The 12,865-nt window shown below is 68.0% G+C and carries 14 protein-coding genes; 8 read left to right on the forward strand and 6 right to left on the reverse strand.

The features are described from left to right. On the forward strand, positions 1–230 hold a 230-nt coding region (locus ACWDV4_RS18050; RefSeq protein ID WP_449980084.1), incomplete at its 5' end, for an IS200/IS605 family transposase. Positions 231–348: 118 nt separating this feature from the next. Continuing rightward, on the forward strand, positions 349–1,332 hold the full coding sequence (locus ACWDV4_RS18055; RefSeq protein WP_449980087.1) for an MBL fold metallo-hydrolase: 984 nt from the start codon (positions 349–351) through the stop codon (positions 1,330–1,332). A 101-nt stretch (positions 1,333–1,433) separates the two neighbouring features. Here ACWDV4_RS18055 and ACWDV4_RS18060 read toward each other — a convergent pair whose 3' ends face one another. Then, the gene (locus ACWDV4_RS18060) at positions 1,434–2,321 is read right to left on the reverse strand and encodes a phosphotransferase family protein (RefSeq protein ID WP_449980088.1); all 888 of its coding nucleotides are present in this window, start codon (positions 2,319–2,321) and stop codon (positions 1,434–1,436) included. Positions 2,322–2,465: 144 nt separating this feature from the next. Here ACWDV4_RS18060 and ACWDV4_RS18065 point away from each other — a divergent pair, with 144 nt between their 5' ends. Both ACWDV4_RS18065 and ACWDV4_RS18070 read left to right on the forward strand, forming a co-directional pair. Next, complete coding sequence (locus ACWDV4_RS18065; RefSeq protein WP_449980090.1) at positions 2,466–2,834, forward strand: YciI family protein; 369 nt, start codon at positions 2,466–2,468, stop codon at positions 2,832–2,834. Positions 2,835–2,916: 82 nt separating this feature from the next. Further along, positions 2,917–4,143: an RNA polymerase sigma factor gene (locus ACWDV4_RS18070; RefSeq protein ID WP_449980093.1), complete on the forward strand. Its 1,227-nt coding sequence runs from the start codon at positions 2,917–2,919 to the stop codon at positions 4,141–4,143. 7 nt (positions 4,144–4,150) lie between these two features. Here the strand turns inward: ACWDV4_RS18070 and ACWDV4_RS18075 are convergent, their stop codons facing one another. Further along, on the reverse strand, positions 4,151–5,464 hold the full coding sequence (locus ACWDV4_RS18075; protein WP_449980096.1) for a phospholipase D-like domain-containing protein: 1,314 nt from the start codon (positions 5,462–5,464) through the stop codon (positions 4,151–4,153). 120 nt (positions 5,465–5,584) lie between these two features. Here ACWDV4_RS18075 and ACWDV4_RS18080 point away from each other — a divergent pair, with 120 nt between their 5' ends. Further along, positions 5,585–6,097, forward strand: a complete 513-nt coding sequence (locus ACWDV4_RS18080) for an NUDIX hydrolase (RefSeq protein WP_449980098.1) — start codon at positions 5,585–5,587, stop codon at positions 6,095–6,097. Positions 6,098–6,164: 67 nt separating this feature from the next. On the opposite strand, the gene ACWDV4_RS18085 is transcribed toward ACWDV4_RS18080, so the two are convergent. Further along, positions 6,165–6,887 carry a CPBP family intramembrane glutamic endopeptidase gene (locus ACWDV4_RS18085; RefSeq protein WP_449980101.1) on the reverse strand — a complete coding sequence of 241 codons (723 nt, stop codon included), beginning with the start codon at positions 6,885–6,887 and terminating at the stop codon, positions 6,165–6,167. A 62-nt stretch (positions 6,888–6,949) separates the two neighbouring features. On the opposite strand from ACWDV4_RS18085, the gene ACWDV4_RS18090 reads away from it, so the two are divergent. Continuing rightward, a complete protein-coding gene (locus tag ACWDV4_RS18090; protein WP_449980104.1) occupies positions 6,950–7,561 on the forward strand; it encodes a TetR/AcrR family transcriptional regulator in 612 nt (203 codons plus the stop codon). Between the two features lie 42 nt (positions 7,562–7,603). Here ACWDV4_RS18090 and ACWDV4_RS18095 read toward each other — a convergent pair whose 3' ends face one another. The 3 genes from ACWDV4_RS18095 to galT are packed head-to-tail and all read right to left on the reverse strand — an operon-like array spanning position 7,604 to position 10,789. Further along, the gene (locus tag ACWDV4_RS18095) at positions 7,604–8,500 is read right to left on the reverse strand and encodes a bifunctional helix-turn-helix transcriptional regulator/GNAT family N-acetyltransferase (protein WP_449980106.1); all 897 of its coding nucleotides are present in this window, start codon (positions 8,498–8,500) and stop codon (positions 7,604–7,606) included. A gap of 55 nt (positions 8,501–8,555) precedes the next feature. Continuing rightward, positions 8,556–9,668, reverse strand: coding sequence for a galactokinase (galK, locus tag ACWDV4_RS18100; protein WP_449980109.1), 1,113 nt, complete (start codon positions 9,666–9,668; stop codon positions 8,556–8,558). After that, entirely contained in the window at positions 9,665–10,789 is a 1,125-nt protein-coding gene (galT, locus tag ACWDV4_RS18105; RefSeq protein ID WP_449980111.1) for a galactose-1-phosphate uridylyltransferase, read from the reverse strand. Before galT ends, galK begins: the two co-directional genes overlap by 4 nt. Before the next feature lie 309 nt (positions 10,790–11,098). Here galT and ACWDV4_RS18110 point away from each other — a divergent pair, with 309 nt between their 5' ends. Further along, a complete protein-coding gene (locus tag ACWDV4_RS18110; RefSeq protein ID WP_449980114.1) occupies positions 11,099–12,094 on the forward strand; it encodes a hypothetical protein in 996 nt (331 codons plus the stop codon). 14 nt (positions 12,095–12,108) lie between these two features. Beyond that, positions 12,109–12,711, forward strand: a complete 603-nt coding sequence (locus ACWDV4_RS18115) for a hypothetical protein (protein WP_449980117.1) — start codon at positions 12,109–12,111, stop codon at positions 12,709–12,711. Positions 12,712–12,865: the final 154 nt, after the last annotated feature.

The following is a 12,865-nucleotide window of genomic DNA, read 5'->3' on the forward strand; positions in this document are numbered from 1 at the left end:
CTTGGCCCACACACGGGCGTCGTGGGTGTTCTGCCGGGCCGCCTTCTTGGCGATTCGGGCCGCTTGCCGCTTCGCCTGCTGGTAGCCCTTCGTCTTTCATCCGGCAAGAGTTCCCAGAGGTCAGATCCCGGATACCGACTCTGTGGACCAACTCGTACCTCGTCGCCACAGTCGGAGGCGCGACCCTGGAAATCGTGAAGAGGTATGTCGAGAGCCAGCGCAACGTCTGACCAGACACCCAACCGCCCTGGCCCGCCTTGGCGGCGGACGGGCTACCCCTGACCCGCTTCGCAGGGATTCCGTTTCCTCCCCACGGCCAAAGCCGGGGGTTTCCACGAAAGGATTTCGATGAACGACCACAACCATCATCCGATCGACCGCTGGACTCTTCTGCTGGGTGCCACGGCCCTCGGCATCGGAGCCACCCAGCTTGGCCGCCAGGCGGTCGCGTATGCGGCCAATGCCGGCACCGACGGTCGGGCAGCGACCTCCATCAGGTCCGTGGGCGGGTTCGACGTGACGGCGCTGCGCGACGCCTCCGGCCCGTTCTTCACCACCCGCCAGGCCGCCTTCCCTACTGCCTCGGCGGCCGACTGGGAACAGGCCGCACGCCTGGATCCCGACGCGTTCGGGGCGGACGGCGCGTGGAACCTGGACTTCCGTTGTTATGCGATCCGGCGGCCGGGGGGCCGGATCATCCTGGTCGACACCGGCGTGGGACCGGCCGGCAGTCCCGCCTCCGGCTGGGCGCCGGTACCGGGACACCTGCCGGAACGCCTGGTCGAGGCGGGGATCGAGGTAGCCGACGTGGATACGGTCGTGCTGACGCACGTGCACGAGGACCACGTCGGATGGTCGGTGACCCCGACCGGGACACCGATCTTTCCCAATGCCCGGTACGTGCTCCAGCACGCCGAGGTCGCTGCCCTGACTGCCAATGCCGACGCCATGCTGCGTTACCTCGTCGAGCCACTGCGGCGGGCCGGGCAGCTACACGAGGTCGACGGCGGGGTCGTACTCGTCGGTGACACCGATGGGCGGGGCGGCACCGTTCGGGTCCTGCCCACTCCCGGGCACACACCGGGGCACCAGTCGGTGCTCGTCGAGCACGGTCGCCGGCAGATCGCGATCACCGGCGACGTGCTGGTGCACGCGGTGCAACTGGTCAACCCCGATGTCGGTTACCGGTTCGAGGATGACCCGGACGTGGCTCGCCGCAGCCGGCGGGCACTACTGGCCGAGGCGGGCCGCCACCGGACCCTGCTCGCCACCGCACACCTCACGCAGCCCTTCGTCCGGACCGGCCGGGTACGGGCAGCCACCGCAGGCTGAGCCACCCGCCTCGCCAACCGGTCCGGTACTGAGCCAACCGGTCCGGTCAAGTACGCCAAGCCCCGGACCGGCCGGGTCGAGGGCCACGGCCCGGAGGGGGACTACACCGGGAAAAGCCACTCCAGCGCGGCGATGCTCTTCTCGGTGTACGTCCCCTGACCTGTCTCGATGCCGTATGCCAGGTCCTCCAACACGCTGCACCTGGCGTAGAAGGTGATCCGTTCACGTAGTGCGGTGGGATCGTCGGTGGCGGTCCGGTAGCTTTCGAGGGCCGCACGGACTGGCGCCGGGCCCAGATCACGGTGGATCAGACCAAAGTCGTACGCCGGGTCCACGATGGCCGCATCGCTCCAGTCGATGACACCGGTCACGGACCACGTCACCGGATCAACGAGGACGTGCTCTATTCCCAGGTCGTTGTGAGAGAAGACCGGGGTGTATGCGGGGTCGGGCGGCTCGGCGGCCAGGAAGGCCTCGACCGCCTGGTGGTATCCGGCCGGTACGTGTGCGACGACGGCGTCGAAGTTCACCTCGGCCTCCCTCCGCCACTCGGTCAACGGATGGTCGTCGGTCTCCACCAGCCCGCCGAACCGCTCGGTCGGCGCGGCGTGCAGCGCCGCGAGCAGCTCGCCGAGGGTTGCGCCGATCGACGTACCGTGTGCTGAGCGCGCGGTGCGAGGCAGATCCAACAGCGGCCGGCCGGGCAACTTGAAGTAGGCCAGACAGCCCAGTTCCGTGACGGTGAACACGGGCTCGGGAACCGGCACCGGTGAGATCCCGGCGACGGCGGAGAGCACCTCGGCCTCCGATTCGAGCCGCGCCGAGTCGGGCTCCTGGCTGAACCGTACGATCAGCCCGCCGCTGGCCTCGTACACCACGTTGTCCAGCCCCGCACCGATCCGAGTCACCGAGTCGACTGGGTGCTCCGGCAGATACGCCGCCACAATTTCGCGTACGTCTGCGGCGTGCTGGATGTGGTGATCGGGCATCGCCCGACCCTATCGACTGGTACCGCCCGGTGACGGCAGAAATCTGGCTCGTCGGTGTCGAGCAGACGGTTGGTCGTTCGTATAGCGGGTGTACGGCCGGCGCGACGACCGGCCACAGCGCACTTACGACAGGAGGTCCACGAGATGAAGCAGTATCTGCTCAGCATCCAGCAGCCCGACGGCGACCCGCCCGGGGCAGAGGTCCTGGAACCGATCATGCGGGACGTCGAGGCGTTCAACCGGGACGTCAAGGCCGCCGGGGCCTGGGTCTTCTCCGGCGGGCTGCACGACCCGAGCACCGCGACCGTGGTGCGACTCCGAGGTGACGAACTGCTCACCACCGACGGCCCGTACGTCGAGGGCAAGGAGCACGTCGGCGGACTCACCATCATCGCCGTACCTGACCTCGACGCCGCGCTGGATTGGGGCCGTAGGCTCGCCCGAGCAACCACGCTCCCGGTCGAGGTTCGCCCGTTCCATGGCGAACCGGGTGACGACTGCGGCGGCGAGTGATCGTCTCCCCCTTCGGAGTCTGGGTCGACCGTGCTCCGCGCGCCCCGTTCGATGACCGGCACCAACTGGGATAATGCCTATCGTGTCGGCCACCACCGGGGAGATCGAGCGGGTGTTCCGCGCGGAGTACGGCCGGGCGGTGGCCGTCCTGGTCCGCACATTCGGTGACATCGACGTCGCCGAGGAGGCGGTCCAGGACGCGTTCACCGCAGCGGTACGGCGTTGGCCGTCGACCGGCGTGCCGCCGAGCCCGGCGGGTTGGATCATCACCACTGCTCGCAACCGGGCGATCGACCGACTTCGTCGGGAGGCCAGTCGGGCCGAACGGCACACCCAGGCCGCCCTGCTGCACACCCACGACGAACCAGTAGCACAGGGCCCGGTACGCGACGAGCGGCTACGGCTGATCTTCACCTGCTGTCATCCTGCTCTGTCCCCGAACGCCCAGGTCGGGTTGACGCTGCGGCTGCTGGGTGGGCTCACCACCGCGGAGATCGCGCGTGCGTTCCTGGTGCCGGAGTCGACGATGGCCCAACGGTTGGTCCGCGCCAAAGGCAAGATTCGGAATGCGGGCATCCCCCACCGGGTCCCTGACGCAGCCGAACTGCCGGAGCGACTCCGGGCCGTGCACGCCGTCGTCTACCTCATCTTCAACGAGGGCTACACGGCGAGCGCGGGCGACCAACTCGTCCGGGCGGACCTGTGCAGCGAGGCAATCCGCCTCGGGCGGCTGCTGGTCGAGTTACTGCCGAACGAACCGGAAGCCATGGGGCTGCTCGCGCTCCTGTTGCTCGTCGAGTCCCGGCGGCCCGCCCGCACCGGGCCGGAGGGCGACCTCGTGCTCCTGGCCGACCAGGACCGGAGCCGCTGGGATCACCGGCTGGTCGCCGAGGGGCAGGCGCTGGTACGCGCGTGTCTGCACCGTAACCAGCCGGGGCCGTACCAGATCCAGGCGGCGATCAATGCCGTGCACAGCGACGCGGCGACGGCGGAGGCCACCGACTGGTCGCAGATCCGGCAGCTTTACGACCAGCTTCTCGCCCTGGATCCGAGCCCGGTGGTGGCGCTGCACCGCGCGGTCGCGGTCGCCGAGGTGTCGGGGCCGCGGGCGGCGCTCGATCTGGTCGAGCGTCTCGACCTGGATCGTTACCACCTCTTCCACGCCATCCGCGCCGACCTGCACCGGAGGTTGGGAAGCGTCGCCGAGGCGGCGCAGGCGTACGACGTGGCGATCGATCTGGCCGGGAACGCGGCCAAACGCGCCTTCCTACACCGTCAACGAGCGACTCTTCGCACGTTGGAGCACTAACGGGGGATCAGGCTGCGCCACTGTCGCAGGCCGTACGGATTTTGTAGAAGTAGCTGAGGTAGCTGGCGTGGTACGCGGCGCTGCTGATCCGGATCAGGGCCTGGTCGGACGAGCGCAGGGAGGATCCGTCGAAGTTGGGGCTGCCGGTGTAGACGCGGGGCGTGATGCTGCCGTTGTAGTCGCCGTCGATCAGCATGAACTTGTTGTGGGGCCGGACGTCGATGCCCGGGGCGACATTGAACTTGCAGCGCAGGTGCTGGATTCCGGCGGCGGCCAGCACGTCCACGACGTCGACCACGCCGGGGACGTCCGGGCTGGTCTCGGCGTAGATGACATCGATCCAACAGCCCTGGCCGCGTAGTTCGGCGAGCTTCCGCACCACCTGGAGCCGGGAGTTGAGGAAGTGCAGCATGACGATGCGGATGTCGGTCTGGTGCCGCAGCCCATCGTGGCCGGTGTAGCCGCAGCTGATCTCGTTGAGGGCGTTGACGATCGTGTCGCTGGCGGGGTTCTGGTAGTTGCTGTCCCGGCGTGGGTAGAAGTACGCGCGGAACGTACTGCCGGTCGGCGTGCTCCAGTAGTAGGCGTTGTTGCCGGTGCTGGAGTAACGCAGTCGCCGCATGTCCTCGTGATACCTGCGGAACCCGTTGTAGACCGTGGCGTCGACGAACGTCACCGCGTCGTTGTAGGACTCGACCTTGTACCAGTCGGTCAGGTTCGACGAGGTCTGGAAGACCACGTTCGAATAGGTCGTGCCGTCATCGAACGGCCCGATCCTGGAAAACAGGAAGAACTTGTTGTGGTTGTACGCCGGTCCTGGTGGCGACGTCGCGATACAGCCCCGCCTGACGTCGTCCACCCCGCCGCCGCCTTCGAACTGGTCGTCACAGACGACGATCCACGACCGCGCACTGTCGTCACTGCCCAGCCCGGTGGTCGGGTCCCGCAACACGTCATAGGCGGGACTGGGCTTGAGCTGACCCGCGCCGCCGAGGTACGACGAATCGTCGACGATGACCTTGACGTTGACCCCGCGGTCGTGTGCCGCGTTCAACGCGTTGGCGACGTCGATGTCGGTGAAGTCGAACATCGAGACGTGGATGTGTTCGCCCGGTGGTGTGGCGTCGACCAACGCGATGATCTGGTGAAAGATCGCCGCCTGCTGGTCCGGTGTTCCGAGTGGGTCGTTGAAGGTGCCGCCGTTGATGACCGGCTTGACGAGCGTTGCCGAGGCCGGAGTGGCCGGGATCACCAGTCCGCCGGCCAGCAGCGGCAGTGCGGCGGCCAGGACACCGAGACGGGACAGACTCCTCCTGCTCACTGCGCTCCCCCGATCCTTACTCAACTGGACGACGCCGTAGGGCTATATCGATATCGTCCTTCTGGTGCGCAACACCCGAACAAGATCGACCCCCGTTGGTTGCGTTACGCTCCATGGCCCATGTCCGATCAGCCCACCAGCACACCCAAACACCCGTTGCCGAGGGTCCAACTCGTCATCGGGATCGTCCGCCGTGGCGACGAGGTGCTGCTGGTTCGGGAGCGCCTGGGTCGCGCTGGCGAACTGCTCTGGTCGTTGCCGGGCGGCGGGGTCCAGGATGGCGAACTGTTCCACGAGGCACTGCGGCGCGAGATGCGTGAGGAGACCGGACTACAGGTCGGCGACCCGACGCGAACAGCCTTCCTGCTGCACATCGACTCACCGCAGTATCCTTCGGCAGTCGCGCTGGCGTTCGAGCTGACCGAGTGGGAGGGCGAACTGTCTCCGCAGGACGACGAAGTGGCAGCGGCCCGCTTCTTTCCGTTGGCCGAGGCGCTCGTGCTCGTCGGGCAGTTGGACAGCGCCGCCCAGCGCGAGCCGATCGTCGGCTACCTCGACGGGTCGGTGCCGCCCGCAACCACCTGGCTCTACCGCAGCCGTGACGGCGAGGACCACCTGCTCGCCCGCTGGTAAAGCCTGCACCGCGTTGCCCGTCTCGACACGCGGGTCGCCAACTGAGCGCTCTGCGCCGTTGCTGCAGTTAGCTGGTTTGGGCGGCGAAGGCCAGTACGACCAGGAGTCCATTGCTCACGGCATGCGCGAGGATCGGTACCCAGAGATTGCGGTGGCGGTGTAGCAGCCAGGCGAAGAGCAGGCCGGCGAAGAGCGCGCTGATGGTGTTGAAGACGCGGGGCAGGTGGACCACGGCGAAGAAGCCGGCCGAGAGGGTGATGGCGGCGAACGTGGGCAGCCGGGCGGCCAGCCCTCGATAGAAGACGCCGCGGTAGAGAACCTCCTCGTAGAGGGGGGAGGCGATGGCGCCGAAGGTGAGGGCGAAGGCGAACTGCGCAAGCAGGCTGCCGGCGGGGTAGCCACCCTCACCCCCACCGCTGTCGACAAGGGCTGGCGGTAACACCAGAAGCAGACCGAGGGTCAGTGCCGCCTTCGCCGTACCCCAGCCGATCGCGGCGCCGACCTGACGTCCCTGCGGACGGTTCAGCATGAGCGGTTGCCTGATCGCCCCGAACCGGTGTCGGACGATCGCAAGGCCGACGGCCAACTGGGTGCCGTTGATCAGGGCCCAGGCGATGCTCGACGCAGCCATCTCCGACATGCCCAGCCATGCCGGCCCCTGGGCCAGGTAGTCCGCCACCGACGAGTTGGCCAGGCCGATCCCGACGATGAAGACGATGGCCAGGTCGACGTAGCTGAATCGTGTCACATGCGATGTGGTGCTGGTCAGGCCCAGGGTGGAGTGGCTCATGGCGCCGATATTAGACGGTTGACCTATATCGGTCAAACGACCGATAATCTAGAATCGAAATCATGCCAAAGGTTGTGGATCACGAAGAGCGACGACGGCATCTCGGTGCCGCCGCGTGCGTCGTGCTGGCCCGTGCGGGTTCCGTCGGAATGACGGTGCGCGCCGTCGCGAACGAGGCCGGGATGGCCCTGGCGACCGCCCAGCATTACCTCCCGACCCGGGAGCGCATGGTCCAGGCAGCAATTGAGCATCTCGCCGACCGAGTGGTGCGGCGGGCCCGGACGATCCCTGCCGAGTCCATCACCCTGGAGGTCGTTCGGCAGGCGGTATTGCAGCTCATCCCGCTGGACGAGGAACGAAACTTCGAATCGCGCGTCTGGCTGATCTTGACAGCAGAAGCGTTGGTCGACGACCAGATCGCGGCGATCCTGGCCGAAAGCGAGGCCGAGTTGCTAGCCAACCTCGAACGGCTGCTCTCGCTCGGCAAGACCAGCGGCAGCATCGGCACCCAGGTGGACACCCGGTTCGAGTCGACCGCGCTGGCCACGCTGATGGACGGCCTCACGGTACGCGTTCTCACCACCGCACTGAGCCCAGCCGACGCGCGGCGCGAGATCGACAACCACCTCGCCCGACTCGCACCGAAACGCAACCAGCCGGCCAGATCCGACTGAGAAGTCGTACTCGGCCCGGACGACCCGATAACAGCAGGGGGCTCACGGCTCAAGGTGCTTCTCGAACCAGTGATGCGCGTAGGGCTCCGTGTTGTACGGCTCGATCTCGCGGTAACCGGCCGCGCGGTACATGGCGATCGCTTCGGTGAGGTTCCGGTTGGTGTCCAGCCGGACCGCGCCCCAGCCCCGCTCGGCGGCATATCGTTCCAGCTCGGCCAACATGCGCCGGCCGATTCCGAGCCCGCGCACGGAGTCGGCGACCCAGACGCGCTTGATCTCGGCAGGAGCATCCCGGTGCAACTTGACCGCACCGCAGCCCACCGGCTCGCCGTTGAGGGTGGCGAGCAGGAAAACACCGGCGGGCGGAAGCAACTCCTCGTCGCGTACCGGCTTGCTCAGCGCCGGCTCGAACCCGTCGTCGAACCGGTGGGCAATGTCCCGGGCATAGGCCCGTACGCATGCCCGGGCCTGCGGATCCGACGGCGAGCACGGTTCGATGACCACCATCGACGCGACGAGCAGTCGTTCGACCTCGACCATCGCCGTGACGAGTTGTTGGCGGCGCTGCTCGGTGAGCGGTGCCAGGATCGACCAGGCGAACTCGTCGGAGCGGTTGTCCAGCTCCGTCCACTCGGCCCGACCGGCGTCGGTGAGTGATACGGCCCGTACCCGCCCGTCACCGGCGAGCGGGGCGGCGGGGCCGACTGCGACGAGACCGTCCTTTTCGAGGGTCCGCAGGAGTCGGCTGAGGTATCCCGAGTCCAAGCCGAGTCGGCCTCGTAGCGCCGCTACCTCAGCACCGCCAGGGCCGATCTCCCAGAGCAGGCGCGCCTGCGCGAGGGGACGTCCCCGGGACATGTACTCGTCATCGAGTGCTCCGACCCGCTGGGTGACAGTCCGGTTGAATCTGCGCACCGCCGCAACAAGCCCTGCATCCATATAGCTGACTTTAGTCAGGCATATTTGCCTACGCCAGTCGGGAAGATGGACCTGTCTAGAGACGCATCACACCTCGGGCCGGGGTCGACGAGAAGACGTGTGGCACCGCAAAGCCGTGCGTCGCGAACGCGTCGGCGACCGCCGCCACCACGTCGTCCGCCCGGTCGGTGCCCACCAGCGCAAGGACGCAGCCACCGAACCCACCACCGGTCATCCGCGCCCCGTACGCCCCGGCGGCCAACGCTGCGGCCACAGCGACATCCAGTTCCGGCACGGTGACCTCGTAGTCGTCGCGTAGCGACTCGTGCGAGGCGGTAAGCAGCGGTCCGATGCCGGCGACGTCACCTGTCCGCAGCCGGCGTACACATTCGAGCACCCGCTCGTTCTCGCTGACGACGTGCCGTACCCGCCGACGCAGCGTCTCGGAGCCGAGCCGGTCGACCACGTCCAGTTCCACGTCCCGCAGAGCCGGTACGCCGAGTTCGGCCGCCGCAGCCGCGCAGGCCGCCCGGCGGGCCGCGTACTCCCCGGTCACCAGCCGGTGCGGTGCCCGGGTGTCAATGACGAGGAGGGTCAGGCCCGCACCGGCCAGGTCAAGTGGAATATGCGACGACGCCAGCGTCCGGCAGTCCAGGAACAGGGCGTGGCCCTCCCGGCACAATGTCACCGCAGACTGGTCCATGATGCCGCACGGCATCCCGACGTACGCGTTCTCCGCCTGTTGTGCCAGGCGAGGCCAGTCCGTGGGAGCTAATGGGAGTTGCCCGAGGTCGACCAGCGCGCCGAGTACCGCGCACGCCAACGCCGCCGACGACGACAACCCCGCGCCGACCGGCAGGTCGGAACTGATCGTCAAGCGGGCACCCGGCACGTCGTATCCCGCCTCCCGCAACGCCCACACCACCCCGGCGACGTAGGCTCCCCAGCCGGCCGGCGCGCCGGGCGTCAGATCGGTGGCGTCGAAGGAAACCGTCTCGGTGGCCTGGTCGGATGTCGCGACCCATCGCCGCTGCCCCAGCGGTGTCGCCGTAACGACGCAGCGCTGTGGAATGGCGAACGGCAGGACATAACCGTCGTTGTAGTCGGTGTGCTCCCCGATGAGGTTGACTCGTCCCGGGGCCGCCCACACCACGCCTCGGTCCCGCGCCTCCGGCAGCGTCACGCTCACCCTGCCACCTCTCGCAGTTGTCCCGCCGCTTCCTCCGGCCGGATGTCGTTGATGAAGACTCCCATCGCCGACTCCGACCCCGCCAGGTACTTGAGCTTTCCGGGTGCTCGCCGGATGGTGAAGAGCTGCAGGTGCAGATAGGCCAGGTCGCGGTCGACCCGGGTAGGTGCCTGGTACCACGCCGAGACGTACGGCATCGGCAACCTGAACAGGCCGTCGAACCGGCGGAGCACGTCAAGGTAGATCGGCCCGAAAGTATCCCGCTCCGCCGCGCTGAGCGCGGGGAGGTCGGGCACGCGGCGGTGCGGGTAGAGATGCACCTCGTACGGCCAGCGGGCCGCCGCCGGGACGAACGCGGTCCAGTGCTCGTTCTCTGCGACGATCCGTTCCCCCGCCGCACGCTCGGCGGCCAACAGGTCGGCGAACAGGTTCGCGCCCGACCGTTCCGTCGCGTACCGCCGTGCGGAGGTGAGCATCTGGCATACCCGAGGCGGCACGATCGGATAGCCGTAGATCTGCCCATGCGGGTGGTGCAGGGTCACGCCGATCTCCTCGCCCCGGTTCTCGAAGCAGAAGACCAGTTCCACGTCGTCGCGGGCAGACAGTTCGGTGGTCCGGTCCGCCCACGCCTCGACGACCGTACGCACCCGCGACGGCGACAACGACGCGAACGATCCGCCGTGTTCGGCGGTGAAGCAGACCACCTCGCATCGGCCGGCACCAGACCGAGACGCCGCCGTTGGACCGGACTGCACCAAGGCGCCGACTGGCGAATCCGGCGCCCGGTGACTGAACGCGGGAAACCGGTTTTCGAAAACGGCCACGTCGTAGTCCGGTGCCGGGATCTCCGACAGCCGGTCGAATGTGGAAGGACAGAGCGGGCACTCGTCCGACGACGGAAGGTGGGTACGGCTCTGCCGGTGTGCCGCGATCGCCACCCACTCATCGAGCACCGGGTCATAGCGCAGCTCGGAGGCGGCCGGCGGGGGCGGGAGATGCCGCCGGTCGACGGTGTCGCGCACCGAGTCGTCACACTCGTCGAAATAAATCAGCTCCCGACCATCGGCGAGCTGGGTTACGGTGCGCTTCACGTTGACGCCGGGCTGGGCGGAATCGGCCATGCTCAGCTCTCCGCTCGCGTCGGCGAACTGTTTGCGGGCCTCCGTCGGCGGACTGGAGTAAGGATCGCCGCCTGGCGTTGCTGCGCGAGCATTCGTTGTCACCTTCCCACCGCGTTTTGACGGCCGGAAACAGCGTGTGTTGACGGCCGGAAACAGCTTCGAGCTTGTCAACCCAGAAGTCAACGGAGATCAACAGCACGGAAAGGGTCTCGCTGCCGATGCCGGTAGAACAGCACCGCAGCAGCGGGATTGCTCCGGCGGAACCGTGCCGCTTGCTTCCGGTCCGGGATCTACTGAACGATGTCCCGCGTGACAGGGGACCGGAATCCGGCCAGCCTCCAGCCGGCCTTCGCGCTCTGGACATCGGCGGTGCTCCTTTGCGCCGCCGTCGCGTTACCAGTCACGCGCGGACATGACGTCGGCACCCTGGTCACCGGCGTCCTGGCCGGCACGACAGGAACCGGCTTGACCTGGTGGGCGGCCCGCCAGGGTCAGCAAGCCGTCGCGACAGTGCTTCTCGCGAGTACGGGGCTGTGGGCCGGTCTTACCGGCGGGGTGGCGACACTGCTCCTCGATCGAATTCCGGTGGTCGCCGGCGCGGCCGCAGCCGTCTGCGCGGTGGCCGTCACCGCCCTGGCGAGCCGCCTGGCCGGGGTCGGCCGGTCGCTTGTCACGGCCGTAGCCGTGGTTACCGTCGTCACCGCCGTAGCGGCTGGCTGGATCACCACGGGCGCAGACCCACGGCAGCCGGTCCGCGTCGCACCGGTCATCGTTCTGCTCAGCGTGGGGCTCCTGGCCCGGTACTCGCTTGCGGCGGGTGGCCTGACGCAGGCCACCTTCCGGCTACGCACCGCCGCCGAGCCGGTGGAACGGTCCGAGCTGCAGCTCACCGTGGCCGAGGAGTATCTGCGCGGCGGGCTGATCGGGCTCTCCACCGCCGCCGGTCTCTGCGCGGCGGTGCTGCTCGGTACGGGCAACGTGGCTGACGTGGCGCTCGGAGCGGCGGTGACCCTGCTGCTGTGGACACGGTCGCGGCTGTTCGAGCGGATCGCACACGTCCTGCCGCTACGCCTGGCCGCCCTGTCGGCGCTTCTCGCCGGGGCCGCCCGGATACTGACCGCCGCGCCCGCCTGGGGGCTGACGGTGGGCCTACTCGTGCTCGTCGCCACGACCGTCTACGCCGCCGGCTCCAGTGGTTGGCTCGCCCGTCGGGGTCGCTGGCTCCGGATTGGTGAACTGGCCCTCGCCGGGGCGATTGCGATCACGCTCCCCATCGCGGTCGGCCTGATCGACCTCGACTCCTAGACCAGGCAGGCCAAATGAAACGCTGGTTCCCCGATCCGCACGACATCGCCGCAGAACGTGCCGCCGCGGAACGGTTACGACAGCTTCCCGCCACGCCACGCGTGGTGGCCATCTGCTCTGGAGCAGGCGGGGTAGGTGCGACAGCGGTGGGTACGGGTATCGCCGCGACACTGGGCACGCTCTGGCCGGACCAGGTGGCATACGTCGGGCTGGCCACGACACCGGATCTGTCTGGCGTGCACGCCGTCACGGCACCAGCATGGACGGATCAGCTCGACCTCGATGAGGTTACGCAGCTCACCGAACGATTTACTGTTGTGTTCCTGGACATCGGCGCGTCTGCCGACCCGACCACGCGAGCCCTGCTGGGGCTGGCCGACCGACTGCTGATCATCACTGACCAGGCCCGGCGCGGCGAGGAACGCGCGCTGGCCCGGGCGGCCGAAGCCGGACCAGCGACCCGTACGGTCGTCGTGGTCGGTCGGGACGCTGACGACCGTGGCCAGCTCGGTTTGCCGCACGACAAGGCGTTGCGGCAATTGGACTACGAAATCCTCGATCGTGTTCGCCCGGCAACCCGCCGCGCCTTCCTGACGATCGCCGCCTGGTGCCTGTAGACAATTGCTATCCGAAGCCGTTAGACAAGATAGTCGGAGCTGCCAGCCCCCGGACCTTGCTACGTTTCCCTGGCGGACATCTCGGCGTTTTCTCGATGGAACGTGTCGACATTCCACGCAATCGTCCGCATTAGACACTGCGCCCTAGCGAACG

The organism is Micromonospora sp. NPDC003197 (assembly GCF_053590565.1).